Source organism: Streptomyces sp. NPDC002754 (assembly GCF_053592315.1).
Genome location: NZ_JBSFVM010000006.1, coordinates 88,204 through 114,798, shown reverse-complemented (window position 1 = coordinate 114,798; position 26,595 = coordinate 88,204). Strand labels below are relative to the sequence as shown.

The 26,595-nt window shown below is 69.7% G+C and carries 26 protein-coding genes; 18 read left to right on the top strand and 8 right to left on the bottom strand.

Features of this window, described 5'->3' with window-relative positions; all coding sequences use genetic code 11:
• Positions 1 to 11: 11 nt before the first annotated feature.
• Complete coding sequence (locus ACWD2L_RS16105; RefSeq protein ID WP_351345211.1) at positions 12 to 632, bottom strand: helix-turn-helix transcriptional regulator; 621 nt, start codon at positions 630 to 632, stop codon at positions 12 to 14.
• A 398-nt stretch (positions 633 to 1,030) separates the two neighbouring features.
• Between ACWD2L_RS16105 and ACWD2L_RS16100 the strand changes: the two genes are divergently transcribed.
• Positions 1,031 to 2,272 carry a transposase domain-containing protein gene (locus tag ACWD2L_RS16100; protein WP_351345214.1) on the top strand — a complete coding sequence of 414 codons (1,242 nt, stop codon included), beginning with the start codon at positions 1,031 to 1,033 and terminating at the stop codon, positions 2,270 to 2,272.
• A gap of 87 nt (positions 2,273 to 2,359) precedes the next feature.
• Here ACWD2L_RS16100 and ACWD2L_RS16095 read toward each other — a convergent pair whose 3' ends face one another.
• Genes ACWD2L_RS16095 through ACWD2L_RS16085 form a run of 3 tightly spaced genes read right to left on the bottom strand, consistent with a single transcriptional unit; the run spans position 2,360 to position 4,066 of the window.
• On the bottom strand, positions 2,360 to 2,806 hold the full coding sequence (locus ACWD2L_RS16095) for an amidase family protein (RefSeq protein WP_451189887.1): 447 nt from the start codon (positions 2,804 to 2,806) through the stop codon (positions 2,360 to 2,362).
• On the bottom strand, positions 2,776 to 3,837 hold the full coding sequence (locus ACWD2L_RS16090; RefSeq protein ID WP_451189884.1) for an amidase family protein: 1,062 nt from the start codon (positions 3,835 to 3,837) through the stop codon (positions 2,776 to 2,778). Before ACWD2L_RS16090 ends, ACWD2L_RS16095 begins: the two co-directional genes overlap by 31 nt.
• Positions 3,830 to 4,066, bottom strand: a complete 237-nt coding sequence (locus ACWD2L_RS16085) for a phosphopantetheine-binding protein (RefSeq protein WP_351345220.1) — start codon at positions 4,064 to 4,066, stop codon at positions 3,830 to 3,832. Before ACWD2L_RS16085 ends, ACWD2L_RS16090 begins: the two co-directional genes overlap by 8 nt.
• A 219-nt stretch (positions 4,067 to 4,285) precedes the next feature.
• Here ACWD2L_RS16085 and ACWD2L_RS16080 point away from each other — a divergent pair, with 219 nt between their 5' ends.
• On the top strand, positions 4,286 to 5,155 hold the full coding sequence (locus tag ACWD2L_RS16080) for a class I SAM-dependent methyltransferase (RefSeq protein ID WP_351345223.1): 870 nt from the start codon (positions 4,286 to 4,288) through the stop codon (positions 5,153 to 5,155).
• A gap of 110 nt (positions 5,156 to 5,265) precedes the next feature.
• Here the strand turns inward: ACWD2L_RS16080 and ACWD2L_RS16075 are convergent, their stop codons facing one another.
• A complete protein-coding gene (locus ACWD2L_RS16075) occupies positions 5,266 to 6,429 on the bottom strand; it encodes a radical SAM protein (RefSeq protein ID WP_351333843.1) in 1,164 nt (387 codons plus the stop codon).
• A 73-nt stretch (positions 6,430 to 6,502) separates the two neighbouring features.
• The gene (locus ACWD2L_RS16070; protein ID WP_351333845.1) at positions 6,503 to 7,942 is read right to left on the bottom strand and encodes an aldehyde dehydrogenase family protein; all 1,440 of its coding nucleotides are present in this window, start codon (positions 7,940 to 7,942) and stop codon (positions 6,503 to 6,505) included.
• A 219-nt stretch (positions 7,943 to 8,161) separates the two neighbouring features.
• Here ACWD2L_RS16070 and ACWD2L_RS16065 point away from each other — a divergent pair, with 219 nt between their 5' ends.
• The 16 genes from ACWD2L_RS16065 (at position 8,162) to ACWD2L_RS15990 (ending at position 23,664) form a co-directional block, all read left to right on the top strand.
• Positions 8,162 to 9,097: a 3-oxoacyl-[acyl-carrier-protein] synthase III C-terminal domain-containing protein gene (locus tag ACWD2L_RS16065; RefSeq protein WP_351333848.1), complete on the top strand. Its 936-nt coding sequence runs from the start codon at positions 8,162 to 8,164 to the stop codon at positions 9,095 to 9,097.
• An 82-nt stretch (positions 9,098 to 9,179) separates the two neighbouring features.
• Positions 9,180 to 10,115 (top strand): hypothetical protein, encoded by a 936-nt coding sequence (locus tag ACWD2L_RS16060; RefSeq protein ID WP_351333850.1) that lies wholly within the window; start codon positions 9,180 to 9,182, stop codon positions 10,113 to 10,115.
• Positions 10,112 to 10,816 carry a hypothetical protein gene (locus tag ACWD2L_RS16055; protein WP_351333852.1) on the top strand — a complete coding sequence of 235 codons (705 nt, stop codon included), beginning with the start codon at positions 10,112 to 10,114 and terminating at the stop codon, positions 10,814 to 10,816. The genes ACWD2L_RS16060 and ACWD2L_RS16055 overlap by 4 nt, the downstream gene beginning before the upstream one ends.
• Complete coding sequence (locus tag ACWD2L_RS16050; RefSeq protein ID WP_351333855.1) at positions 10,813 to 12,000, top strand: acyl-CoA dehydrogenase family protein; 1,188 nt, start codon at positions 10,813 to 10,815, stop codon at positions 11,998 to 12,000. The genes ACWD2L_RS16055 and ACWD2L_RS16050 overlap by 4 nt, the downstream gene beginning before the upstream one ends.
• Before the next feature lie 3 nt (positions 12,001 to 12,003).
• Entirely contained in the window at positions 12,004 to 13,422 is a 1,419-nt protein-coding gene (locus ACWD2L_RS16045; RefSeq protein ID WP_351333858.1) for a helix-turn-helix domain-containing protein, read from the top strand.
• A gap of 27 nt (positions 13,423 to 13,449) precedes the next feature.
• Positions 13,450 to 13,575 carry a hypothetical protein gene (locus ACWD2L_RS16040; protein WP_351333860.1) on the top strand — a complete coding sequence of 42 codons (126 nt, stop codon included), beginning with the start codon at positions 13,450 to 13,452 and terminating at the stop codon, positions 13,573 to 13,575.
• 93 nt (positions 13,576 to 13,668) lie between these two features.
• Positions 13,669 to 15,018, top strand: coding sequence for a preATP grasp domain-containing protein (locus ACWD2L_RS16035; RefSeq protein WP_451189877.1), 1,350 nt, complete (start codon positions 13,669 to 13,671; stop codon positions 15,016 to 15,018).
• Positions 15,015 to 16,328 (top strand): type III PLP-dependent enzyme, encoded by a 1,314-nt coding sequence (locus ACWD2L_RS16030; RefSeq protein WP_351333866.1) that lies wholly within the window; start codon positions 15,015 to 15,017, stop codon positions 16,326 to 16,328. Before ACWD2L_RS16035 ends, ACWD2L_RS16030 begins: the two co-directional genes overlap by 4 nt.
• Positions 16,325 to 16,588, top strand: coding sequence for an acyl carrier protein (locus tag ACWD2L_RS16025; RefSeq protein WP_351333868.1), 264 nt, complete (start codon positions 16,325 to 16,327; stop codon positions 16,586 to 16,588). Before ACWD2L_RS16030 ends, ACWD2L_RS16025 begins: the two co-directional genes overlap by 4 nt.
• Before the next feature lie 33 nt (positions 16,589 to 16,621).
• Positions 16,622 to 17,989 carry an MATE family efflux transporter gene (locus tag ACWD2L_RS16020; RefSeq protein WP_351333871.1) on the top strand — a complete coding sequence of 456 codons (1,368 nt, stop codon included), beginning with the start codon at positions 16,622 to 16,624 and terminating at the stop codon, positions 17,987 to 17,989.
• The gene (locus tag ACWD2L_RS16015) at positions 17,986 to 18,513 is read left to right on the top strand and encodes a hypothetical protein (RefSeq protein ID WP_351333873.1); all 528 of its coding nucleotides are present in this window, start codon (positions 17,986 to 17,988) and stop codon (positions 18,511 to 18,513) included. The genes ACWD2L_RS16020 and ACWD2L_RS16015 overlap by 4 nt, the downstream gene beginning before the upstream one ends.
• A complete protein-coding gene (locus ACWD2L_RS16010) occupies positions 18,510 to 18,986 on the top strand; it encodes a hypothetical protein (RefSeq protein WP_351333875.1) in 477 nt (158 codons plus the stop codon). Before ACWD2L_RS16015 ends, ACWD2L_RS16010 begins: the two co-directional genes overlap by 4 nt.
• A complete protein-coding gene (locus tag ACWD2L_RS16005; RefSeq protein WP_351333877.1) occupies positions 18,979 to 19,443 on the top strand; it encodes a hypothetical protein in 465 nt (154 codons plus the stop codon). Before ACWD2L_RS16010 ends, ACWD2L_RS16005 begins: the two co-directional genes overlap by 8 nt.
• Complete coding sequence (locus ACWD2L_RS16000; RefSeq protein WP_351333879.1) at positions 19,434 to 20,072, top strand: GNAT family N-acetyltransferase; 639 nt, start codon at positions 19,434 to 19,436, stop codon at positions 20,070 to 20,072. The genes ACWD2L_RS16005 and ACWD2L_RS16000 overlap by 10 nt, the downstream gene beginning before the upstream one ends.
• Positions 20,069 to 20,449, top strand: coding sequence for a holo-ACP synthase (gene acpS, locus ACWD2L_RS15995; protein WP_351333882.1), 381 nt, complete (start codon positions 20,069 to 20,071; stop codon positions 20,447 to 20,449). The genes ACWD2L_RS16000 and acpS overlap by 4 nt, the downstream gene beginning before the upstream one ends.
• Before the next feature lie 8 nt (positions 20,450 to 20,457).
• Entirely contained in the window at positions 20,458 to 23,664 is a 3,207-nt protein-coding gene (locus ACWD2L_RS15990; protein ID WP_351333884.1) for a S41 family peptidase, read from the top strand.
• Between the two features lie 56 nt (positions 23,665 to 23,720).
• Here the strand turns inward: ACWD2L_RS15990 and ACWD2L_RS15985 are convergent, their stop codons facing one another.
• Both ACWD2L_RS15985 and ACWD2L_RS15980 read right to left on the bottom strand, forming a co-directional pair.
• Entirely contained in the window at positions 23,721 to 24,785 is a 1,065-nt protein-coding gene (locus ACWD2L_RS15985; RefSeq protein WP_351333886.1) for an alcohol dehydrogenase catalytic domain-containing protein, read from the bottom strand.
• Positions 24,749 to 26,593: a hypothetical protein gene (locus ACWD2L_RS15980; protein WP_351333889.1), complete on the bottom strand. Its 1,845-nt coding sequence runs from the start codon at positions 26,591 to 26,593 to the stop codon at positions 24,749 to 24,751. Before ACWD2L_RS15980 ends, ACWD2L_RS15985 begins: the two co-directional genes overlap by 37 nt.
• Positions 26,594 to 26,595: the final 2 nt, after the last annotated feature.

The following is a 26,595-nucleotide window of genomic DNA, read 5'->3' as shown; positions in this document are numbered from 1 at the left end:
GTGGGTCCGGATCAGACGAGCCCAGACTTCATCGCTGTGACGACAGCGGCCGTCCGGTTCGACGCACCGAGTTTCAACAGAATAGTGGCGACTAGCCGCTTGGCGCCGTGCACCGAGATGCCTAGTGCGCGTGCCACCTGCTTGTTGCTCATCCCTTGAACCAGGTAAGAAAGAGTTTCGCGCTCGCGCGGGGTGAGGACGACCATCCGCCCCTCGGAATCGGCAACCAACAGTCGCGGGCTGACCAGCAGGTGGCGGGCCAGTTGTGGCGGCATGGGCATCTGTCCCGCGATGACGCGCTCAATGGTGTCCTGCATGCGGTCTTGGGAGAGGTCGGCTATGCCGAGAAAGCCGTCAACCGGAAGGGTGCCCATCAGTTTGGTGTCGCGAGTGTGCAAGTCGTCACCGATGACCAAAATCTTGGGGCGCTCATCGTCGGTGCCGATGGACGGGGCCAACTCCTGCCACTGGTCGGCGGAGATGATCAACAGATCGATTTCGTTCGCCTGGGCCAGGAACTCGAGCGATTCACTAGCCGGTGGTGCGATGGTGCTGACGTCGTGCGCTTCTGCCAGAAGGAGTTCCAGGCCGCTTGACAGGGCCTCGCTGTCGATGAGCAGAGCGATGATCAAGCGTTTGTCCGTGGGTATGGCAGTGCTTCCCCGCATTGCATCCTCCGTTTCCGTTGCATGAAGCGCGTTCCTCTGTGCGGTGAGGCCGAGCCGACGGTGCGCTCCACGATCTTTCTCAGCCAAGCATGGGTGTCATGCCGCGTCCATGTCTTGGAGTTCCGTCCTCCTGACTTTGCGATAAGGGCCGGTGACGTGCCCGGCTGCCCTGATCTGGACTGGTTCCGTGCTGGCGTCGGGATGCCGGGACGAGGTCGAACTGGTGGGTAGAGGTGGCGTGCATGACCCTATTAGATGTATGAGTCACATAAGGGGTGGCTCGAAACGTGCGGCTTAAAGAGAGGTGCTGTTTCGAGCCGTTACGGTTGGTTGCATTCTTTTGGCACGGGGGGAGACGTGGCATGGGTGGGTACGTCGAGGTTGGCGTCGGGGTGTTGATGCTGGAGTTTCCGGTCGAGACCGTTACCGAGGTGCTGGAGGACACTGATCGCTGTGAGCGTCGTCGCAGGTCGCTGCCAGCTCACTTGATGGTCTACTTCACGCTCGCCATGTGGCTCTATGTCGGCGTCGGCTACGTCCAGGTGCTTGATCGGGTTCTACTCGGGATGCAATGGGCGCGTGGGGAGCCTGGACGGTGGACCGTGGCGGGGGACGCCGCCATCACCAGGGCCCGGCAGAAACTTGGCTCCGAGCCGCTACGGCAGTTGTTCTACCGGTCGGTCGCTGACGCGGAGCCGGATCGGAGAAGCCCGGGGGAGTGGCGCGGGCGGCGCGTGCTGGCATTCGACCGGATGGAACTGGCCGTGGCCAATAACCCCGAGAACCGGGCGCGCTATGGCAATCCGTCCGGCAGCGCGGGTACTCGGGTGCGGTTGGCGGTATTGGCCCGGTGCGGTGACAAGCGCCTGGCTGCCGCGCAGTTGGAGACCGGCGCCGGGCTGGACGCAGGCACCGGTACGGAACGAACGTCGTTGGTTGCTGAACTGGGCTCGGGGGTGCTGTTGCTGGGCGGCGACCGTCTGTCTTCCGAGGACTCCGCAGACCGGAAGCTCGGTGACCGGGACTGGTTCGCCGTCGCTGCCGCCGCAGGCGCCGCCCTTGTATGGGAGGTGAGGTCGACCGAGGAACTGCCACGCCGGTACACCCTTGCGGACGGCAGTTACCTGTCCGAGTTCGGCGAATCCCGTGTCGTTGTTCGGGTGGTCGAGTCCGCGGGCCGTTCTGGGCGCGGCGACCACGTACCCCCTCGAGTGGTCACCACTCTGCTGGACCCGACGGCTGCTCCGGCCGCCGAGCTGGTCCGGCTGTGCGCGTACCGTTGGACCTCTGACGTGATGCTGCGCACCCTGAATGTGCCTTCGGATAGCTCACCGGTGCTGCGCTCGCGGCACCCAGAAAACATCGAGCAAGAGATCTGGGCGATGCTCTGCGCCTACCAGGCGCTCTCTCGGCTGATCACCCCCACGGCATGGCCGACCGCAGCGGGTACTGAGCAATCCGTGGTACAGCGGAGCGTGTCGGCTCGGCAAGGCCCCCAGGCCTCGAACGTGCCCGCTTCGTGGGGGCTTGGATGGCCCAGCGGCAGGTTCGAACATTCTTTTAAGTCAGGAGCCCACTCGACCAGGAGCGCGCAGCTGAACTGAGGCCCCATCATTACCCGTCGGTCCGCCCCGGGCGCTGGTGACCTAGATATGTGCCCCGACCGAGTGCCCGCTCAGCTCCCCGTCCGGTCAGGCCAGGCAGGGACGGCCGAGCGGCTGCAGCAGTCCGGCCAGGCGACGGGCAACGGCCAGTGTGGTTCGATCCTCCAGATACGGGCCGACCACCGCGACGCCGACGGGCAGTCCTCGCTCATCGCGACGCACTGGCGCGACTGTGGTCGGTAGATAGCAGGCGCCCGTGAGCATCGCCCATACGATTTGGTCCCAGTACGGGCGCTTCTGACCGTTCACCTCGATGCGGCGCTCCGCGAACGGACGGTGGTCGTGCGGGGGAGCCGTGTTGGGGGCCACCGGCAGCAGGATCGCGTCGTAGGTGTCGAAGAACCTGCCCCAGGCCGCCGCGAGTCGATGGCGTCGTGCGTCGGCCTCCAGCCAGTCGCGGTGCAACTGCGCCACGTACTCGGTGCCCAGCTCTCCCTTGGCGGTCAGCTCGCCCCGTGCCATCGCGGCCACCATGTCGCGAGAATAGAAGGACTGACCCAACGCCGAGAGTAGTCGGCGGCCCACCTCGTCGCTGATGTCGAGGCGGACGCCGGGCGGGGCGCGTCGCGGGTCACGGACACCCCGTCGGCAGCGAGCAGGTCGGCGGCGTGCTCCACCGACTGGGCCACCCCGCGATCCACCGGACAGTACGGGTCGTCCGCCCACACGGCCACTCGACGGATCGGCCGTGCGGGCGGCAACTCCAGCCGCCAGGCCGCCCGGTGCTCGCGACGCGGCCCGGCCACGGCGGTCAGCGCGATCTCCAGGTCGTCCACCGTCCGGGCCAGCGGTCCCACCACACAGAGGTCGGGATCGACTGGTTGGAACGGCGGCAGATGGCCGACAGTCGAGACGATCCCGTACGAGGGTTTGTGGCCGTAGATCCCACAGTGCGAAGCCGGGATCCGGATGGATCCCGCGATGTCGGAGCCGAGTTCGAGCGGGGTCAGTCCGGCGGCGACCGCGCCGGCGGCACCGCCCGAGGAGCCACCGGTCGAGTACTGCGGCTGCCAGGGGTTGCGCGCGGTCCCGGCGACAGCACTGGTGGTCTGCAGGTCGGCACAGTATTCCGGGACGTTGGTCTTGCCGAGGATGATGGCGCCGGCGGCGCGCAACCGGGCAACGGCCTCAGCGTCAGCGGCCGGTCGATAGGCCGCCAGCGAGGCGCTGCCCGCCGTAGTGCGCAGTCCGGCGGTGGCCAGGCTGTCCTTCACCGTCATGGCCACGCCGTGCAGCGGGCCGAGCGGCTCGCCGCTGGCCGTCTTCCGGTCCGCGCGCCGGGCCTCCTCGCGGGCAGCCTCGGACACCGTCACGACCAGGTTGAGCGCTGGGTCGTACCGCTCCACCCGGTCCAGCAGCAGGTCGAGGTACTCGGTGGCGGACAGCCGGCGGGCGGCGATGGCCGCGGCGACCCGCTGGGCCGACCACCAATGGACGTCGTCCGCCGGGGGCCGCCCCTGATCCTCCAGGGTGTCCGGAGCCACGACCACGGGCTGTTCAGTCAAGGTGCTGCTGGATGACGGCCGACACGGACCGTGGGGTGGCCTCGTCGAAGACCGCCACCAGAAGCATGGAGCCCAGTTCGGCGGACTTCTCCGCGTCGTCTGGTGCGAACTGCTCGGTGAGCCGGGAGATCAGCTCCACCGCGCGGAGTGAGTCCCCACCGGTCAGGAAGAAGTCTTCGTCGTGGTCCAGTGGAGAACGGGAGAGCAGGTCTCCCATTGTCTGGGCCACGGACGAGTCGACCCTGTTCGCAGCAACAGTCACGGCAGCCTGCTCCGTCTCATCGATGTTTTTCGGTACGGAAGTACCGGCAGAATCAAGTCCGTTCGCAGATTTTCACGGCTGCACGCACCGCGACATCCACGAGAGGGCGCACTATTAGCCTGCCCATTCGGTCATGCATTCAGTAGGCACTGCCCGGTGGCGCCCGACAGCGCTAGGCTCCGCTGCATGAAGAGAGAAATTTCCGTGTCCACCTCGCGTTTCGACGCGGTGACGCAAACAGCTCGATGGACTGCCGCGGCAAGGGCCAGGGAAAGTCGGCGCACGGACCGTCTTTTCGACGATCCGCTCGCTGAGCTGCTGGCCGGTGAGGAAGGTGCGGCGCTGCTGAAGCACTTTCACACCAGCCGGGCCGCGGACGAGGGGAACCCTTTTCTCTCGATCCGCACCCGCTGGTTCGACGACTTCATCGAAGGCGCGGTGACAGCCGATCGCTGCCAGGTGGTCGGGCTCGGAGCCGGCCTGGACACCCGGGCCTACCGGCTGGAGTGGCCGGAGCACACCGTGCTGTTCGAGGCGGACCAGCCTTCGCTGCTCTCCTACAAGGAGCAGATCCTCGACGCGCACGGCGCTTCGCCGCGCTGTGACTGCCGCCGGCTCCACCTCGACCTGGCCGGTGACTGGGACAGCCTGCTGACCAACGCCGGGTTCGATCCGGAACTGCCGACGGTCTGGTTCGCCGAAGGGCTGCTCTTCTACCTGCCGGAGGAGCTGGCGCACCAGGTGCTGTCCCGCGCCGCCGCGCTCTCCGCCCCCGGCAGTGTTCTCGCGGCCGACCTCATCGGTACCGGGATCTTCAAGATGCCCTACACCCAGCTGTTCCTCCGCAAGCTCCAGGACGCCGACAGCCCCTGGCGGTTCGGGACCGACGACCCGGCCGGCTTCGTGGAGAACTGTGGCTGGCGGGTGACCATAGCGACCGAACCCGGCCTGCCGGGTGCGCAGTACGGGCGGTGGACACCGCAGGCCGTTCCGCAGGGGCTGACCAACCTGCCCCGCAGCTTCCTGGTCTCCGCGGCGAAGCCCAGCGACTCCTGACTGACGCACGCGTCTGCGCGTGTAGGCGCCCCGTACACGTACGGGGCGCCTACACGCGCAGACGTGCCGAGCCACCCCGCCGGAGGAGGGGGCGGCGGACCGGGCGCACTTCAGACGACGGGGAGTGCCGTGCGCCCGGCGGACTCCTGCGCCGATGTCTCGGCCCAACGGGCGGAGATGCTGGCCAGCCGGTCGAGGTAGTTCTCGGAGCCCGCGTCCGCGAGGGCCTCGTTGGTGCGGACGGCGCAGTCGCATCCGTCCCAGTCGTCGGCCGCGTGCAGTGACGCGCGGCGGGCCTCGAGCCGGAACGCGGAGAGAGCCTCGACCAGCATCGGACGGCAGCGTTCACAGCCGTCCGGGCGGGACTGCACCACGTCGTCGACCTGTGGGTTGAACCAGGAGATGTCCAGGTCGCCGTAGCCCTGCTCATCCGGTGCGTCGTCCGCGCACTCGGCGAGCAGCCGTACCAGCATCCACAGTGTCGGCGGCTCCCACAGCCCCCGATCGTGCGCCCAGCCGAGCAAGGTGCCCGCCTTCGCGCTCAGCGGGAAGACCATCTGTGTCTCGAATCCGGCCGCACGGGCACCGCGCACACTGGCCAGTGTGTCCTGGTACGCCTCGCGCGGGGAGAGACCGAGCCCGCCGAGGGTGATGTTGGCGATCGGGTCGAACCCCAGCTTGCCCAGCATTGCCGCGGTGTCGACGTAAGCCTCCTGCCGGGTCGGCTTCAGGTGACACATGGTGCGCACCTCGGGGTCCCAGGACTCGACGCCGATCTGGCAGACCATCCGGGTCGTGTCCGGGAAGTACTCGCGGACGTGCGCGAGTTTCTCCTCCGTGCAGACCTCGGGCCGGGTCTCGAAGGCGAAGCTGGATGGCTTGCGCTCAGCGGCCCTCCGCAGCAACCGGTCCCGCAGCTCGACCGGGACCTCCTTCTCGTCCAGGAGGCTGCCGGACGGCGAGAGGTAAATGCAGGAGCCCTCCGGCACGGTCTCCAGCTTGCGTTCGACGGAGCGCGCCACGGCTTCCGGGCGGATCTCCGGGCCGATGCCGTAGTTGCACATGCTGCACTGCCCGGCCCGGTCGTAAGTGCAGCCCCGGGTGCGGAACCAGAACTGATGCATCTGTGATTCGGTGCGTGGATTTCCCACGGACACCGCGTAGTTCCGCACGAAGACATTGGTGTACGTGGGGTAGAGCGGTCGGTCGGCGCGTATGGCGATATTGGCCTTGACGAGTGCGCGACGCAGGGCGCGCTTTTCCGAATCGGCCATGAGCGTTCTCCTCGGAGTGGGGTACGTGTGAGTGAATGCCGGTTGGTAGATTTGCTGCCGGGTGTCCACCGGGTCAGTGGCCAGGAATTCTGTCGGTGGTGCGCGAATTCGCGGTCCTTGCGGTGTTGCGCACCTTGATGCGGGTGTACTCGAGAAGTCCCCAGTAGCCGTATTCGGAGCCCATTCCAGAGGACCGGTAGCCGCCGAAGGGGGCGTCCGGGCGCAGTGCTCCGTGCTGGTTGATCCAGACTGTCCCGCAGTCGAGGGCGGCGGCCACGGAAGCGGCCCGCTGCTCATCGCCCCAGACGGAGCCGCCGAGCCCGAACTCGGTGCCGTTCGCCCGGTCCACGGCTTCTTCGACCGAGCCGTAGGAGAGCACTGGAAGAACCGGCGCGAACTGCTCCTCGGCCTCCAGCCGGGTGCCGGGTGGGAGATCGGTGACCACCGTGGGAGAGAGGAAGTGGCCGGGCAGATCCGGGGTCGCGGTGCCCGGGACGACCCGCGCCCCGGCGTCGCGAGCCGCGTCAACCAGCCCGGTCGCCCGGTCCAGTTGGGCGCGGCTGATGAGCGGGCCGCAGTCCGTACCGGGCAGCAGCCCGTCGCCCGGCCGGACCGCAGAGGCCAGCTCTGCCAGCGCGTCGGTGAGTTGCGCGGCTTGTGGGGCGGAGACATAGACGCGTTTGATCGCGGCACAGAACTGTCCCGCGTTGACCATCGCCCCGGCGAATATCTTCGGTGCGAGCGCGTCGATGTCGGCACCGGGCAGGATCAAACAGGCGTCGTTGCCGCCGAGTTCGAGCACCAGGTGTTTGAGATGTGGTGCGACAGCGCGCGCGATGGCCCGACCCACCGGTACCGAGCCGGTGAAGGAGACCATGGGGACGTCCGGGTGCTCGGTCAGCACCGCCCCGGCGGCCGCTCCGCCGCAGACCGCGTTGAGCGCACCGGCAGGCAGCATCCCGGCCAGAAGTTCGGCCATGCGCAGCCCGGACAGGGGGGTGGCTTCCGAGGGCTTGAACACCACGGTGTTGCCCGCGAGCAGGGCCGGAGCGATCTTGGTGGCGGCCAGGATCAGCGGGAAGTTGGACGGTGCCACGGCCGCCACCGGGCCGTACGGGACACGCTCCATCGTGACCAGCGAACCCGGCTCGTCGGCAACGGTGACGTGCAGCAGAGCGAGCGCGGCGGTGTGCCCGAACCAGTCGGCGGCCAGGGCTGTCTCGGAGCGTGCTTCCGCGAGTGGCTTGCCCTGCTCGCGGGTGAGCAGCTCGGCCAGCTCTTCCTTGTGCTGGTGCACCAGCGCGCCGCAGGCGCGCAGGGTGTCCGCGCGCTCCTGGAAGGGGCGCGCGGACCAGCCAGGGAAGGCCTCGCCAGCCGCCGCGACCGCACTCCGTACGTCCGCTGCCGAGGCATCGGGCGCGTGCGCGAACGTGGCGGCGTGCGCGGGGTTCTCCACGGCGAGTCGGCGGCTGCCGGGGACGGACCGCCCGCCGATGGTCATGCCGAAGTCCACGGCTGTCTCCTTGCCCTGCCTGGCTCTGGTCCGCTGCTACCACTTCCCGGCCGCTGCCGGTTGCGGATCATCCGGGCGGCCGGGGAGGAGAGGGAATCTTGAGTCTTGGCGACTTCGCCCGCGGGGAGTAGCCCCTCTTTGAGCTATGGCCGTTGGTCCAGCCTCCTGGGCAGCCATCCGAGTCTTGGCGCCGAACGCAGCCCCGAGCACCGTTGCCGTGTGACGTCTATAGAAGCCGTATCCAGCTATCTCCCGGCCGCCAGCGTCCCGGTCGCCGATTTTCTGCGAGCGCATGGCATGACCGACGCCCGGATCCGGGTGCACGAGCGCTTCTTCGGCTTCTCCCGGGTGCCGATGGATCCCGCCACGACACAGGCCGATCACCTGGTCGCCGCGATCAATGGACTGGACGACCTGGACACCTTGCGGCCGCGCATCCGGTATGTGCTCCAGGCCCGGACCATGCCTGTCGCGGTCCCTTACCCGGTCAACCCGCTCCAGGAGGCATGCCGACGTACCGGGCTGACGGACGCGACCGCGTTCTGTCTGACCCAGCACGCCTGCGCGTCGGGGCTGCTGGCGATCGACGTCGCGGGTCGGTTGCTCGCCTCGGACGGCGACCCGGAGGCGCTGGCGCTGATCGTTGCCGGCGAGAAGACGTTCACCTCGGCGGCGCAGGTCATCAATGACACCGGGGTGATGGGGGAAGCATCCTCCGCCGCGCTGGTCAGCGCCGGCGGCTCGCGCGACCGGGTCCTGAGCTACGCGACCCGGACGCACGGCAAGTTCCACGGTGGGGCCTGGCTGGAGGCGGAGATGAACGCCGCGTTCCACGACGAGTACGCGGGCTCGCTGGCCGAGGTGATGACCGCCGCCACCGAGAGCGCGGGGCTGACCATGGACGACATGGCGCTGATCCTGCCGCACAACGTCAACCGGATGTCATGGCTGCGCGTGCTGAAGCTGCTGGGTGTCAAGGGCACCGACCGGCTGTACCTGGAGACCCTTGCCGACCATGGGCATTGCTTCGGGGCCGACGCCTTCATCAACTACCGGTCGGCACTGGACGCCGAGCGGCTCCGCCCGGGCGAGCGCTATCTGATGACGGCGGTCGGACTCGGAGCCACTTTCTCCGCGATGGTGCTCGAGCACTGAGACGGAGTGCGATGAGAACCCAGACCCGCCCAGCGCGCCGACCGTGCGGCGTGCAGTGCTCGGAGGAATCTTGGAACGGAGCATGCCTACAGCCATGTACGTGACCACAGCCCGTACGCCCCACCCCGCGGGTCGTAGCCAGGTCCGGGCAGAATCGGCCACCAAGCCGCTCAGCCTGCGGCTCGCCACGCATACCGTGGCCCGCGAGACCCGTGCGTTCTCCCACCACGACCACGACTACTTTACCGACCTGTTCCGGGACTTCGGGCTCTGCCTCGACCAAGGCGCGTTCGATGCCGGGCGCACCTCCTTCACCGACCTGGTGGCCGAGCTCCTGCCGCGGCTGGGTGGGTACGAGCACGGCTTCGACCTCGCTCTGCTGGCGAGCGCCACATCGGACGCCGAGCCGGGCTGGCCGATGTGCTTCCTCACCCAGGCGGTGCGGGACCCGGGGCTCGTCCTCGGTATCGCGGACCAGGGTGTGCTCGGACCCTTCACCGCGCTGCGGCTCGCCACCGACAGGGCCGCGGCGGGCCAGGCCACGCGGGTCCTGTTGTTCGTGCTGGACCAGCACAGCGTGCTGCACGGCGAGCCGGTGCCGGAGCGGCTCCGCGCCCAGGAGAGCGCGGGCGCCGTAGTGGTGCTCGAGGCCAAGGGCGACCCGGGCAGGGTGTCGGCTCCGGTGGTGCGAGCGGTGGAGCCGGCGGAGGTGCCGCAACAGTGGGACGCCATGGTCGCCGCCGCGGAGTCGGTGCCCGGTGCGGCCGGCCCGCTCACCACGGTCGTCGGCCCTGAGCTGGCCGCCCGTACAGCCGGTCACCCGCAAGCCGTCGAACTGCTCGCCGCACCTCTGGGTCTACCGTGCAGCGGGATCTGGGCGTTGCTGGCCGAACGGCTGCCGACGTGGCGGCGTGCGGGCCGCCGCGTACTGCTGGCCGACCACGACCCGGACCTGGGCCGGCTGGCGGGCTGCGTGATCGACATCGAACCCGAGTCAGGAGAGGAGCCCGGCGTATGACGGGACAGGAGACAGCGCGCGTCGGCGCGGGCCGCTGGCGGCTGCTGCTTGACGTGGCACGGGAGGACGGCTGGCGGCGGGCGCTCGACGAGCTGCACGCCGACGCCGCCACCGACGCGCTAGTCGTCGGCCCCGCGGGCCACGCGCTGCTGCCCGTCACGGCCCACCGCAAGGCCGCCCGGGTACGCCTCGGCGGTGTGGTGCGGGACCGCGCGGCGGGGACGGAGACCGTACGGGACACGCGGGTGCCCCAGGTGGTCATGGTGCGGGTGGACGGCGTGGCACCGGACCGGGGCGTCGATGACGCCGGGCCGACAGGAGACGAGGAGTGGGCAGTCGGCCTGGCCGGACTGCGTCTCGGTCTCTCGTACGCGCTGCTGGACGCTGCGCTGGCCCACCTGGGCGGGCGTCAGTCCGGTGACACCGCCGTACTGCACCAGCAACTGGTCAAGGGCATGGTGGCCGACGTGGTGGTGGAACACCTGGAGATCCGGGCGGTGTTGGACGCCGCCGGGGCCGACGGGCTCGCCTGGCCCGCCGTCGCCGACGTGCACCGGCGGATCACCGGCGCCGACCGGCTGCTGCTGCGGCTCTTCGGCGCGAGCGGCTACGTGGAGGACGGGCCGGGGCGGACCGCCTACGTCTCGGAGCTGCTGGCTGACGCATACGTCGGCCCTGCTGACTGGGGGGTGCCGGCATGATCGAGCTGGACGAGCGACTCACGCGGCTGCAAGGCCAGGCCTGGGAGTGGGCCGCCGAGATGCGCCCGCACGCACTGGCGGTGGACGAGGATCCGGAGCGCGTCTCGGAGATCGTGGACCTGCCGGGGCTGAGCCGGGTGGCAGCCCTCCAGATCCCCCCGGAGTACAACCCCGACCCCCTGCTGGTCGGCGGCGAGAAGTACTACCTCATGAGCGCGCTGGAGCGGGTGGTCTTCTTCGAGGAGGGCGCGTGGGGCGACCTGGGCATCATGCTGGCCTCGCCGGGCGGCCCGATGTCGGGGATCGCGGTGGACGCGCTGGGCAGCGATGCGCAGAAGGAGTGGTTCTTCGGCCGTCTGCTGGAGCGCCCCACCTGGACGTTCTTTGCCCTGACCGAACCTGAACGCGGTTCCGACGCCACCAATATGACGACCCGTCTGGATCGCGCGGAAAACAGTGAGGCGCTGCTGCTGAACGGTGCCAAGAGGTACGTCGGCAACTCGGTGCGTGCCGAACTCGGGGTGGTGTTCGCACGCACCGGACCCGGCCCGCTGGGCCTTGGCGCGGTGTTGGTCGAGCGGAGCGCGCCGGGGTTCTCGGTGGAGCCGGTACCGACACTCGGTGTCCGGGGCGCCCAGCTCGGCGCGATCACCCTCGACGGAGTGAGGGTCGCGCCCGACGAGGTGCTCGGCTCCCATCTGCCGCCCACTCGGCGTGGCATGTGGGCCTGGCTGCGCACCTTCAACTTGCTTCGTCCCGCGGTGGCGACCATGGGGGTCGGTGTGGCCCGTGCGGCGTACGAGTACGTGGGTGAGCACCGCGGCGGGCTCCGGGCAGGTGAGCGGTGGCGGCTCGAGCGGATGGGCGAACGCATCGAGACGGTGCGTCAGCTCGTCCGTAAGGCGGCCATCGCGGTGGACCATAACCCGGCCGACGGGCACCTTGCCTCGGCCGCCAAGCGCAGTGCCGCCCGGTTGGCCGAGGAGGTCACGTTGGAAGCGCTGGACTTCTTCGGTCCGGGCGCACGGCTGGATCATCCGCCATTGGAGAAGCTGGCCCGCGACGCGCGCGCCGTTGAGTACATGGAAGGCACCAGCAATATCCAGAGGCTCGGAATTTTCGGCGGAGTGGTCCGGAACGGATTCGCGCCGGGCGGGGCGGTTTCCGGGGATGGGGGGACGTGACGTATGGACTCGGATGACCGACAGGAAGGTTCCCGGGAATTCGGCGCCTTTCTGCGCGCCGCGCGTGCCGCGGCGGGCTTCACTCAGGAGGAGCTTTCGGACCGCTCCGGAGTGAGTGTCAGAACCATCAGGAATCTTGAGAAGGGCTCTATCGGTAGGCCGCGAAAGCAGTCCTTGTGGTTGCTCACGAAGGTGCTCGGGGTTTCCGAGAAAAGCCTTGATGACGCCCTGGGGAAAATCCGGGGAGATGATTCCGGCCCGCGGTGGGAGGTTCCTGCCGGACACGCCCGGCTGATCGGCAGGGATGAGGTCGTCGAGCGACTCTGTCGACGGCTCGTAGAGTCCGGCCGGGTGGAGATCGCTGGTCCCGTACCGGCGCGGCCGGACGGCACGGCGCCGGACCCCGCGCGTGACGTGACGCGACTGGCCGTGCTCACGGGGCCGCCCGGCTCCGGACGTACCGCGGTGTTGGCGCAGGTTGCCCGCAGAGTGCGCGACGCCTTCCCCGACGGGCAGATCTATGTTGATCTGTCCGGTTCGCCCGAGTCGCGTGCGACGGCACACGACCTGGCTGCCCGTCTGTTGCGCTCGCTCGACGCCTCCGTCCGCGTGGCGGACCCGGCCGAGCGGCTGGCACGGCTGCGTGGGCTACTGGCGGAACGCAGCGTGCTCGTAGTGCTGGACGGCGCCGTCGCGGAGGAACACGTGCGCCCGTTGCTGGCCGGCTCGCCGCGCAGCGCGCTGCTGGTGGGGGCCGATCGTGAACTGCCCGCGCTGGGCCGCGGTCCCGCGCTGCGGCTGGATCCGCTCGATCCCGGGGCCTGCGCCGAGTTGCTCGCGGACCTGATCGGCCGGGACCGCGTCGCAGCTGAGCCTGGTGCGCTGGACCGGCTCGTGGAGGCCTGTGGGCGGCTGCCGCTGGCCCTGCACATCGCGGGACTTTGGCTGGCCGCCCGGCCGAGCCGGCGGCTGAGCGAGCTGGCGGACCGGCTGGCCGAACGGAACGGGCGGTTGGACCAGCTCGCGGTCGGTGACCTCTCTCTGCGCGCCAGCGTCGGTGCGTTCCTGCGTCGGCAGCCGCCACAGCGGTGGGCCTCGTTGGACGAACTCGGAGCGCTGCACGGTCCCTTCGTTCCGGCGGACCTGGCACGGCTGTTCGGGATACCGCTCGCTCAGGCCGTCGATCTTGCGGAGGAGTACGAGCACAGCCAGCTCGTCCGGGCCTCGGACGGAGGGCCGGAGGGTGCCTCGCTTTATCGCCTGGAGGAATCCGTCCGGATGTTCCTGGACGCTCCGCAGAATCCGTCGGTGAGCCCGGCGGTATCTGCAATTGCCGCTGATCTGCCGGTCCGATTGCCTGTACCTATGAGCCTCGTCCGGGGTTTCCTGGACGACGAAGTCGGCCGAGCTTCGATCGGCTGACCTGAGAAATCGGAAAGGGGGTACGTCATGGAGAAGATCACCGTGAAGGCCGCGGGCAAGGCTGCCGGTAAGGCCGCGGGCAAGGCTGCCGGTAAGGCTGCCGGTAAGGCCGCGGGCAAGGCTGCCGGTAAGGCCGCGGGCAAGGCCGCCTGAGTCTGAGCAGACGTGGCGTCGCCGAATTCATTCGAGCGGCGCCACGTACGCGGCGAATGTGTTATGGAAATCGGAAATGGCGAGACTGCGGGAATGAGGGGCAGGATGGACTTCGCGGGAAGGCTCAAACGGGACCTGGTCGGCCGGGCCGACGCCCGCTTCGTCTACCTGAACAACTTCGAGGTGGAGCGCAGTTGGTCCGTCGGCGAGCCCAAGCTGCCGGGCTCCGGCATCGCCTTCGCGAACGCCACCGTCAACCGCATGGAGGAGATGGGGGTACTGCTCGCCGAGGCCGCGGACGTCGTGGTCCTCAAGGCCCCCATGGACGAGGAGTACGACGCATACCTGCACGGGATCGGCGCCGCGGCGGGCCACGTGCTCACCGCCGACGACTGCGACCCGTCCCGGACGGTCACGGAGGACGCCCTGTCCTCCCCTGAGCTGTTGCAAGCGCTGCGCAATCTGGCCGACGGCAACACCTACCTGATGCCGCTGGGCATCTCCCGCGCCGAGGAGCGGCTGGCCCAGGAGACCGGCCTTCCGCTGGCGGGACCGAGTGCCGCGGTCTGTACGGCTGTCAACGGCAAGATCTACAGCCGCGGACTGGTGGAGTCGACCGGTCTGCGGGCGGTTCCCGGCGAGGTCTGCGTGACCGTGGGCGAACTGCCGGACGCACTGCACCGCCAGCTGGCCCGCGGCACCGGTGCGGTGGTGAAGGAGTCACTCGGTGTCTCGGGGCGCGGGATGATCAAAGTCGCGAACGACAAGGCCGCGGCCAGGCTGCTCCGGCTGATCGGGCGGCGCGGCGCCGACAGCCCGGCCAATCTAGTGGTCGAGTCCTGGGTGGCCGGCGCGGAGGACCTCAACTACCAGTTCGTGGTCGGCCGTTCCGGCGTAGTCCGGTTCGAGACCGTCAAGGCCGCAGTGTTGCGCAATGGTGTGCATCAGGGCCATCGCTTCCCGGCCGTGCTCTCCGAAGCGCACACCGCTGAACTGACCGAGGCCGCCCAGCTGATCGGCAAGCAGTTGTACGCCGACGGCTACACGGGCATGGTCGGCGTGGACGCGATGCTCAGCCCGTACGGGACGCTCTACCCCTGCCTGGAGATCAACGCCAGGTTCAACATGTCCACTTACCAGAGCCGCATCACCGAGCGGCTGCTGGCCCCCGGCATGCATGGCATCGCGGCGACGATCAACCTGCGACCGTCCCGGGCGCACACCTTCGGCGAGGTGGCGGACGCCCTCGGAGACCTGCTCTTCGACGGCACGGGACGCACGGGTGTGCTGGTCAACAACTTCGCCACGCTCAACGCGGCGGCAGCGGAGGGCTCCTTCCACGGCCGGCTCTACGCGGTCTGCCTGGACGGAGGGCCGGAGAACGCCCTCGCACTGCGGACCGAGGCCGAGCTTCGTCTACAGAAGATGGTGGAATCCGCATGACGATCCAGGGCATCGCCTACCCGGAGCTGGCCCGCCGCTTCGGAACGCCGCTCTACGTCTACGATGCCGACGTCCTGACCGGGACGCTGGCCGAACTGCGCGGTGTGCTGCACCCCGCGCTCGAGGTCTTCTTCTCGCTGAAGTCCAACCCCAACATCAGTGTCTTCAGCACCCTCCAGGCGGCCGGCGCACGGGCCGAGGTCTCGTCGTTGGTCGAGCTGCGCACCGTGCTGCGCGCCGGGGCACGCCCGGAGAACATCCTCTTCCTCGGGCCGGGCAAGAGCGACGACGAGCTGCGGGCCTGCCTGGACGCCGAAATCTACGCCGTCGTCGCGGAGTCCTTCGACGAGATCGACCGGATCGACCGGTTCGCGGCCGAACGCGGCACCCGCCAGCGGGTGTTGCTGCGGGTCAATCCGTCTGTCGCGATCAGCGGTTCGCGCCTGACCATGGGCGGCAAGCCGCGCCAGTTCGGCATCGACGAGGACCAGGTGCTCGCCGCGGGTGATCTGACGGGCCGCTGGCGCCATGCCGACGTGGCCGGTGTGCAGGTCTACCTGGGCACGCGCATCCTCGATGCCGAAGTGGTCGGCAAAAACACGCGCTACATCCTGGATCTGGCGCGCCGGGTGGCGGCCGCCACGGGCATCCGGCTCGATGCCGTGGACATTGGGGGCGGGCTGGGTGTCGCGTACTTCGACGGCGAGCAGGACCTCGTCGCCGAAGCGGTGGCGAAGGAAGTCAACCCGCTGCTCGACGAGTTCCTCGCGGAGCACCCCGGGACACGCATGATCATGGAGTCGGGGCGGTATCTGACCGGCCCGGCCGGCATCTACGTCGTAGCGGTCCGGTACACGAAGGAGTCCATGGGTGAATCGTTCGCAGTCGCGGACGGCGGCACGCATCACCACATGGCGGCTGTCGGCATCGGTTCCTTCGTCAAGCGCAATTTCCCGGTCGAGGTGCTCGGCAACCTGACGGAGGGCACCGAGGTGACCGCCGGTGCGGGTCAGCCCGGTCGGTGGACCGTCACCGGCCCGCTCTGCACCCCGAACGACACCCTGCTCAAACGTGTGCCACTGCCGCCGCTGAAACCCGGCGACCTCCTCGGGGTCATGAGGTCGGGTGCCTACGGGCCCTCGGCGTCACCCGGCCTCTTCCTCAGCCACGGCTTTCCGGCCGAGGTCCTGGTCCGCGACGGAGAGGCGCACCTGGTGCGCAGCCGGGACGAATTGGAGGACCTGATCGGTAAACAGCACTTGATCGAACCGGCCGACTTGGTCGACACCACGCGAAATGGGGCCTCATGAACCGCACGCAGATTATCGAGCACATCCAGGTGGCGCTCTCCGAGGTGCTGAACAAGGAGGTGACAGAACTCAGCGAGGACACTCGCCTGTTCGAGGACCTGGCGCTGGACTCCACGAGCGTCATCGAACTGCTCATGGCCCTGGAAGACACAGTGGGTCTGGAGATCGACCCGGACGAACTGGACCCCGAGGTCTTCAAGACGGTCCGCAGCCTCGCCGACTACGTGGACGCCGGTCGGCTCGACCCCACGGCTTCCTAGCTTTCCCACCGGACATTTTCGGATGATGGTGACATGACCACTACCAGCGTCGAGCACGACGCCTCCCACACGCGCATCGCGCGGATCTCGCTGCCGATGGCGCTCTCGAACGCCATCGGCACAGCGTCACAGCTCGTCGTCACCGGGCTGATCGGCCGGCTGGGCGAGGACGAGCTGTACATTCGCTCGGTGTACACGCCGATCGCCTTTCTGGTGCTGGCGCTGACCACCGGGCTGGCGGTGACTCTGCAAGTCGTGGTGGCGCAGGCGTTCGGGCGTGGCGACAAGGACCAGGTGCCGCGCTATATGGGGAGCGTCGCACGCAGTGGCATCGTGCTGTTCCTCGCGCTGGGCGCGTTACTAATCGTGCTCAGCGGGGTGCTGGCTGATGCCGTGCAGGTGGTGCCCGGACAACGCGGCGAGTTCCGGCTCTTCCTGGCCGCGATGGTGGGTGCCTCGGTGCTCGGCATGCTGGGCGAGATCTGTTCCGCCGCGCTGCGCGGCCTCGGCCGCGGTGGCGTGGCGGCGATCACTACCGGGCTCTATGTGGGGCTCAACATCGCCGCGGTCGCTGTCGGTGGCCTCGTGCTCGACGGCGGCCTGATGGCGGTGCCGCTGGCCGCCGCGCTGGCCGGTGCCGTCGAGGTCGTGATCTGTCTCGCCGTGCTGGTACGGGCCGGGCTGGTGCGGCTCCCCGCACTGACTGGCTGGCGCCCGGAGACCCCCGTCATGCTGCGGCAGATCGGCGCGCCGGTGGCGGCGTCGTTCCTGGTGCTGGTCGTGGTCAACTTCGTGCTCCTGCGGATCGTCGCGCCGGCCGGCCAGCTGGCGGTGGCCGGCTTCAGTGTCGGATACATGGTGCAGACGGCGATCGTGGTGCCCGCGGTCGGCTTCGCCTCCGGGGTGGCGGTGCTGATGAACCAGGCGCTCGCCGCTGGGCGGTCGGAGACGGTGCGCCTGATTTTCCGGCGTGGCATGGTGCTCGGCCTCATCGGCTACGCGGTGCTCACCGTCTTGGTGCTGTCCCTCGCGGATCCGCTGACCAACCTGCTGGCAGGCAGCCCGGACGTGGCCGAACAGGCCCGACGTTTCGTGGACATCGTGGGCGTCACCTTCGGCTGCACGGGCATGATGCTCATTGTCCTGACCGTCATGGAGCAGGTGGGACACGCACGACTCGCCATGATTTTCAACGCCGGATACTTCGCGCTCATCGTGACGGTCGGCTGGGCGCTGGTCGGCACGACCGACGACGTGAGTCGCCTGTACTGGACGATGGCGACCGGCGCGCTGCTCAGCCTGCTGGTCGGTGTCCCCTACGCCAGCCGGTTTGCGCTGCGCCCGAAGAGTCTCCACCCCGAGCACGCGGAGCCCGAACCCACTCCGGAGGCCGACGTATGACGGCCGCGGCGGACGGCGCGCTTGCCGTCACGGAGGACGCGCACGTACCGGACCGCTGGTCCGCTCATCCCTACACAGAGGCCGACCTGCCCACTGTCCTCGCGTTCTTCACGGAGCCCGATTTCTACTTCCGCACTGTCCATCCGGGGCTGGCGGCCGAGGCGGAGATCGTCGCGCTGCTGGACGAGGACACCCGTGTGCTCTGCGCGGACGGCGAGCCCGTGGGGCTGTACGCCATGGCACCGACCGATGGTGTCAGCGCACACTACGAACTGGACTTCCGGCTGCGGCACTGCGCGCCGGACACTTGGTGGACAGCCGCCTACCGCGAGATCGAGGCCGGCCTTCGGGAGCGGACCGAAGCGGTGCGGCTGACGGTCACCGCAGGGGAATTCGACTCGCGGCTGCTCGGCATTCTGCGCGGTCTGCCGCTGACCGAGGAGGGCGTACTCGAACACGTCGTCCTGCACCGCGGCAGTTACCGCGGCTACCACCACTTCGTACAGCTCTGGGGAGTGGCGTGAGCAGTCTCTACGGATACCGGGAGTCCGACCGCGTGCTACTGACGGGGAACTGGCCGCCCGGCGAGCTGTTGGCCGCGCCGTTGACCGGTCGACCCGCGCTGGCCGAGCCAGTGAGAGTCCAGCCGCCCAGGTCCTGCTCGGACGAGCGGCTGTACCTGACGTCGGCGGGCGGTTTCGTCCGCTTCGTTGAGGTCGACTGGGTGGTCCGCCGCGCCCGGCTGGAGATCGGCCTCCAAGAGGAGGCCCGTGCCGTCGTGGCGGATGTCTTGGCCGAGGCGGTGGCGGTGGCTGCCGACGCGCTGGGGCTGCGCCGGTTGTATGGCTGGCTCACGCCGACGGTGCCGGGCCAGGCCGCAGTGGTGGCGGCGGCGGAGGCGGTCGGCTTCCGGCGGGAGGCGACCGTGCCACAGGCGCTGTGGCACGCCGGGGAAGCCGTGGACCGTGACCTCTGGGGGATCGTGCACGATGACTGAGCTGAATGTGCTCACCGCCGAGGCTGCAGCGACTGCCCTCGGCCGCTGCGGCCAGGCCGCCCGCGGTTTCCTGGGGCTGGATCCGGTGACACAGAACGATGCGCTGCTCGTCCTCAGGCTGCGGGCCGAGGAAGCACTGGTGTTCCGCTACGGCGGCGGCAACGCCCCAGTGGCGAGCGTGCTGGGCGCGGTGTGGAACCCGCACAACCCCCGGCAGGCGGTGGTGTCGAGTACCACCGAAGACCCCGAGGCACTGACCGCACTGCTGGACTTCCTCCGTACGCACCGCCGATGCGTGGGCGCGGTTGGCGTGTGCGCGTCGGCCGATCCGGCGCACGCCGGGTTCGCCGCGACCGGATTCCGGCCGGTCGGGGTGTTGCGCGCGCACTTCTTCCGCTCCGGTGCGTACCTCGACGCGACCGTCCACCATCGCTCTCTGGAACCGGCATGGCGCTGACCATCAGGCACTTCACTGAGGCGGACATCCCGGTCCGCGGCGAGCTGCTGCGAGACCCGGAATTCCAGGCGAACCTCACGGACTTCGCCATGGCGACGGCCGACGATGCGCTCGCGGAGTGGCACCGCAGGACCATTCACGAGGAGCACGACACCAAACGGATCTTCACTGTCTGCCGTGGGGATGAGGTGATCGGCTTCTGGTGGATGACCTCGATCGACTGGCCCAGCCGCCGCTGCGAACTCTCCTTCGCCCTGCTGCCGCGGTTCCGTGGTGCGTTCGGCACGCTGCTCGTTCAAGCCGCGCAACGCTACCTGCACTTGGAGCTGAACATGGAGGTGATCGTCGACCAGGTGCTCGAGCACAACGTGATGCTGCACTCCAGCAGCCGGCTGGACGAACTGCACCGGCTGCGCCGCCGGTTCGACCAGTACACCGCGGGCCGCTGGTGCACCGCCTGCTACTGGACCCGTACCGCGGCGGACTTCGAAGCGGATCGGACAGAGATCGACCGCCGCCGTAGCGAGCGTGCGGCGCGCATCCGCTCGGCCCTGCAGGACAGTCGCCAGGGCCATGGAGACGAGCAGAGGACCGGTCAGGGAGATGTGCAGGGGGACGCAGGGGCATGAGGGTGGGCGTCGATCTGCTGTCGGTGCGGCGCTTCGCGAAGGTCGCCACACACCCGAAGTACCGCGCGGTGTTGTTCACCCGCGCCGAACTCGCCCAGGCCGAAGGGCTGGGCGAGGAGCGGTGCGTCGAGCGACTGGCCGGGCGGTTCTGCGTCAAAGAGGCGACCTGCAAAGTGCTCGGTCGTGGCTTCGGCCAGGGGCTGCGCTGGCGTGACATCGAGGTGCTGAACGACGATTGGGGTGCGCCCCGGGTGACGCTCTCGGGCGGCGCCCGAGAGCTGGCCGAGGCGGCCGGGCTGGGCGAGGTGGCGGTCACCCTTACACACCAGGCGGATTTGGCCGTTGCCGTCGCTATCGCTGGGCCGTCGGCCGGATGATTCCCGGGGTGGGTGCGACGCCCGGGTATCTGCGCCAGCCGACGATTTGCGGCGATGAGCTGGTCTTCGTCTGCGAAGACGACCTGTGGTGGGCCCCGGCCGAGGGCGGGCAGGCGGTCCGGCTGACCGCCTCCGTCGGCCCGATGCAGGGCCCGCGGTTCGCCCCGGACGGCCGGTCGGTGGCCTTCACCGGTACCGATGACGGGCCTCAGGAGGTGTATCTCCTGGAGCTGGCCGGTGGCCCGCCGCGCCGACTGACCCACCAGGCGGCCCAGCGCTGCAGCGTGGTCGGCTGGCACCCGGACACCGGTGAGGTCCTCTATGCCTCGGACGCCCACCAGCTGCCCGATTTCGGGCCCCGACTGTTCGCGGTCGACCCGGCGGGCGGCGAGCCCCGCCTGCTGCCGTATGGCTCTGCCACCGTGCTCGCGCACGGTCCCGGCGGTGCGCTGGTACTGGGGCGGAACACGGGCGACCCGGCGCGCTGGAAGCGCTACCGGGGCGGCGCGGCAGGGGAGCTGTGGACCACCGATGACGGGGGTGCCGCCGGCGTCGTGCGCGACCGTGCGGTTGACCGCCCTGCCGCGTCACAGGGCCGCAGGTTTCGGCCGCTGGTGGAGCTGCCGGGAAATCTCGCCGCACCCTGCTGGGCCGCGGGGCGTGTGTGGTTCCTGTCGGACCATGAGGGCGTGGGAAACGTCTACTCCTGCGCGGCGGACGGCACAGATCTCACCCGGCACACCCACCACCGGGACTTCTACGCCCGGGCGTTGCACTCCGACGGCACACGGCTGGTCCATCAGGTCGGAGCGGAGCTGATGCTGCTGGACCCGGCGGGAGGCGGGCCGCGTCGAATCGATCTGGTGACACACCGCACCGGAGCACGGCGCCGCCGGACGGTCGTGTCCGCGGCACAGCATCTAGAGCACGCCCACCCCAGCCCGGATGGCGCCCGAACCGCGCTGGTGGTGCGGGGGCAAGTGTGCACGCTGGGCCACTGGGAGGGCCCGGCGCGCATGCACGGCGTGCGGGACGGCGCCCGATACCGTCTGCCCGCCTGGCTGCCGGACGGCCACAGGTTGGCTGTCGTGCTGGCCGACGAGTGCCCCGACGAACGCTTGGTCCTGCTCGACACGGCGGTTCACGGTCCGCCCTCGGAGCTCGAACTTCCGGACTTGGGGCGCGCGTTGGAGTTGGAGGCGTCGCCTACCGCCGATACGATCGCGGTCGCGAACCACCGGCACGAGCTGTACGCGGTGGACCTGCCCGCCGACGGTCCGCCGACGGTCCGGCAGCTGGACCACAGCCCGTACGCGCCGATCACCGGCCTTGCCTGGTCCCCCGACGGTCGCTGGCTGGCGTACACGCTGCCGACCGGTCCGCAGACCTCGGCTGTCAAGCTCGCAGATCTGGCGACAGGGGAGTGCCACCAGATCACCGAGCCGGTGCTGCGCGACCACTCGCCCTGCTTCGATCCGGAGGGACGGTTCCTGTACTTCCTCGGGCAGCGCAGACTGTCGCCCGTGCAGGATCCGGTCACTCGAGGCTTCGGCTTCCCGCACGCCTCTCACCCGTACCTGCTCACCCTCCACGCCGATCAGCCCTCGCCGTTCGTGGTCCGGCCCAGCGCTCCGGGTGAGGAGCCGGAGCCGCCGCTGCGCACAGCGCACGAGGAGGACTCCGGCATCGACCTCGCGGGCATCTCGGGTCGGGTCGTGGCGTTTCCGGTGCCGTCGGGCGAGTACCTGGCGGTGCTAGGCACACCGTCAGGGGCACTGTTGCTGACTGCCTCGGAACAGGACTCGGAGGGCGCCGAGCTGGTCTTCTTCGACCTCACCGCGCTGGAGCTCCGCCCGGTCGCAGACGCGGTGTCCGAACCTCGACTCAACGCCGCGGGGGACACCCTGCTGTACCGCTCCGGCGACCGGCTGCGTGCACTGCCGGCCGAATGCGCGGCTCGCGACCGGGAGCTCGACGAAGAGGACGCTCCAGGCCCCGGGGCGGGCTGGGTCGATCTGGGGCGGGTCCGCCCCTCGGTGCTGCCCGAGGCGGAGTGGCGTCAGTTGTTCCGCGAGGTGTGGCGGCTCCAGAGGGACCACTTCTGGGAGCCCGCGACGGGCGGGGTGGACTGGGCCGCCGTTTACCGGCGCTATCTGCCGCTACTCGACCGGGTGGGCAGCCGCGCGGAACTCTCCGACCTCCTCTGGGAGATGCAGGCCGAGCTGGGGACCTCGCACGCTTATGAGTTCAGCGGCACAGCCGGCCTCGACCGGCGACCGGGTCAGGGGTTCCTCGGCGTGGACTGGGTACCGGGCCACGGCTCCGCCCGGATCGCGCACGTGCTCACCGGCGACCCGGGTCACCACGCCACGGCTGTCCCAGTGCGCCGGCTCGGGGTGGACATCCGCCCCGGCGACGTGGTCACCGCCGTCGACGGCCGCCCGGTGGGCCCGCCGGGCGTCGGCCCTCTGCTGGCCGGGCGTGCAGGGCAGGAGATCGAGCTGACGCTCCGCCGGGACGGCGCCGAACGCCGGGTACGCGTGCGGGCAGGTGCCGACGAGCGCCCGGCCCGCTACCTGGACTGGGTGCGGGACCGACGCGACGAAGTACGTGAGCGGACAGGCGGGCGGGTCGGCTACGTGCACATCCCCGATCTGTACGCCGACGGGTATGCCGCGTTCGTCCGTGGCTTCCTCGCCGAGCACGACCGGGCGGCGCTCATCGTCGACGCGCGGTTCAACCCGGGAGGGTTCACCTCACCGTTGGTGCTGGACCGACTGGCCCGGCGGCGGGAGGGATACGAGCACAGTCGGTGGGAAGGGGCTCTGCCCTGCCCTGTGCAGTCACCGCGCGGCCCGTTGATAGCTCTTGTCAATGAACACACCGGCTCCGACGGCGAGGTCTTCGCACACCTCTTCCGCGCACGCGGCCTCGGCCCAATTGTCGGACGACGCACGTGGGGTGGCGTGATCGCCACCCACCCCCGCCATCCGCTGGTCGACGGCACGCTCACCACCCAGCCCGAGTACGCCTACACCTTCACCGACGTGGGGCAGAGTCTGGAGAACCATGGGATCGAGCCGGACATCTCGGTGGACGATGCGCCGTACGGGCGGACGCACGGCATTCCTTCCGGGCACGGGGCGGGTGACGACGTGCAGTTGGCGCGGGCGATCCGGGTGGCGCTGGAGGCTCTGGAGGACGGCAGCCGCTGAGCTGCTGTTCCGTCTGTCACGTTTAAAGGCGCCGCAGACGGGACCGCAGTCCACCGTCAGCCGATCTCCAGCACCGTTTTGAATGCCCGCCGCTGGTCAAAGGCCTCATACGCCTCCGGTGCGGCGGCCAGCGGAACCCGGTCGGAGACCACCTGGCACGGGTCGATCGACCCGTCGCGGACGAGGCCGAGTACCTCGTCCCGCAGCGTGATTGGGTCGCCCACGGTGAAACGCAGCGTCCACTCCCGGGCGAACGCCAGGCCGGTCGGGAAGGGCATGGCGGTCGAGTGGTGCGAACCGGCCACCGCGATCGTCGCCCCCGCGCCGGCCGTCTCCAGGGCGAAGCGGAGCGCGGCATCGGTGCCGACCGCCTCCACCACCCGCTGGGCGCCGCCTGGACCGACCGCCAGGGCCGCGGACGGCTCGGCCGGGTCCACCGCGCGGAAACCGAGCGTTTCCGCGCGTGCCCGACGGGAGCCATCCGTGTCCGCGACGACCGTCTCTACTGCTCCCGCCAGCCGGGCGCAGAGTGCGGCCAGCAGGCCCACCGGCCCCGCACCGACGACCGCGGCGCGGTCACCCGCTTGGACGCCCGCGTTCCGCACCGCCGCGTAGGCGGTCGTCAACACGTCTCCGACGAACAGGCCCTGCTCGTCGGAAACGTCCGCCGGGGTGGCGCCGAGCACCACGTCGGCGAACGGGACCCGCACGAACTCGGCTTGCCCGCCGTCCACCGGCTTGCCCACCACGTCGGCGTATCCGAACAGGCTCACCTCGGCGCACTGGTAATGCATACCACGTGCGCACTGCGCGCAGCGCCCGCAGGCCACTACATCGGAGGCGAACACCCGGTCGCCAGGCCGGAACCGTGCCTCGGGCCCTGCGCTGTGCACCACCCCGGCGAACTCGTGTCCGAGCACGGTGCCCGACGCGAAGTCAGGGAGCTCGCCCCGGTACGGGTGCAGGTCCGTGCCGCACACGGCGGCCCGGGTGACCCGGACGATCGCGTCCCGCGGCCCTTGAAGCACGGGTAGCGGCAGCTCCTCTACCGCGACCCGGCCGGGCCCGCGGTAGACCACGCCCTTCATTCCGCCCCCGGCGCCGGCCGTTCCGGATTCCATACCGTCCATTCCTTTCCGGCCAGTTCGCTGACCACGCGGGTGTTCCGGCTGCCCGGACCGGGCAGCACCACCTCGGCCTTCACGGGGTCGGGCGCGTGGTTGACCAGCAGCACACCGCTGCCGTCGCCCACCCCGGTGACCACCTCGACGTCGGGCGCGTCGCACGTCACCTGCGGCCCGGTGCCCGCCAGCCGGGCGAGCCGCCGGTAGAACTCCTCCCACGGTTGCTCAGCGAGCCGCCCTGGCCGGTCCAACATGGCCTCCAGCGGCGCGTTGGTGAACAGCACGCTCCCTCGTCCGGTCCGACGCGATGTCAGCGCAGGGCTGCCGTCCGGGTAGCGTGCGAGCACCGTGCAGTCGGGCGTGACCAGCAGGGTGGTCGGGCGGGCCGCGACGGTGGACCAGTCGAGCGGCCATGTGCCCTCACCCCACTCCAGCCTCTCCTTTCCGGCGGGTGGGCAGACGTCCTCGAGCTCGACGCCGGTCAGTTCGGTGCCGGGGAAGCCGTGCAGGTGGTCGCCCATCGACAGATAGACGGTGGCGCCCTTTTCCGCGGCCTGCCGAAGCCGGTCCAGGTCCGTCATCGTGAGGTGGGTCACCGACGGGCAGAGCAGCAAAGTTCGGCCCGTCACCTCGCGGGCCGTCACATCGAAAGCCAGATGGGTTCGTTTCAGCAAGGTGTAGGCGTGGAACGCGGCTACCGCGCTGCCGCCGCCGTCGAGGTAGCTGCTGCCCCCACCGCGCATCCGCTCGGGCAGGTAGAGCGCGATCTCCTGGGGTGGGCGTCCTGGAGCGGGCGCAGGCGGGTCCGCAACCACCCGGCGCAGCGCCGCCATGGTGGCGCGTGGTGTGTAGTCCAGCCGGTGCAGCCCGGTCAGCCGCTCCAACGGGCGTTCCTGGTAAGGCTCGTCCGTCGAGGCGATGTCCCGCCAGCACCACACCAGCGCGCCGGCCGCACCGTTGCCGACTGCCGAGGCGAGCGCGGCGCCCAGGTATCTGGCGCTAGTGCGCTCCGCTACGCCGTAGCTGCCGATCTCGTCCACCAGCGGCACGCCGTACGCCGCGGATGCCCGGACCAGGAACGGCACCAGGGAGGTGGCCCGGTAGGACAGCGTGGACTCGATCGCGCCGGGTGCCCAGGAGGGGAAGCCGTGGGTGCCGATCAGGTCCAGACTCGCGCTGTTGTCACTGCCGTAGGGCACACCGTCGAACACGCCGGACGGGTCGTTCGCCTGGAGGACCAGCACCCCCGGATCCTCCGCGCGCAGCACCCCGGCGATGCGCTCCTGCCAGTCGGCCACGTCGGCGCGGTCGAGAGCTTGCGCTGCCGCCGGGTCGATGTGCCACAGCTCGTCACCCAGGTCGTACGCCAGCAGACCGTCCTGGCCGCGCAGCGCGCGGGCCACCTCCCGGGCCAGCAGCTGCTCCGCGTCCAACAGTCCCGGGTCCCGCCATATGTTTCGCCCGGCCCGCCACGGCACGTCCAGCAGTTGGCCGTTCATCCAGACAGTGAAGAGCGAGACCACACAGGTGAGCCGGGCGTCATGCGCCGTCGCTACCGCCGTGCGCAGCCGGTCCAGGGTCACCTTGTCCACCGAGGCCGGGTCGGGCTGTGCATCCCGCCAGAACAGGAACAGCCGCACGGTTGTCAGCCCCGCCTCGGCCATCTGCTCGAAGTCGGTCCGGAGCGCGTCCCGGTCCCAGTCGGACCAGATCCGGCAACCCGCCTCCGCAGGGTGGTAGTTGACGCCGAGCGCAAGGAAGGGGCGGCCGTCCCGGTTGAGTCGGCCGTCGTGCACCGCGAACATCG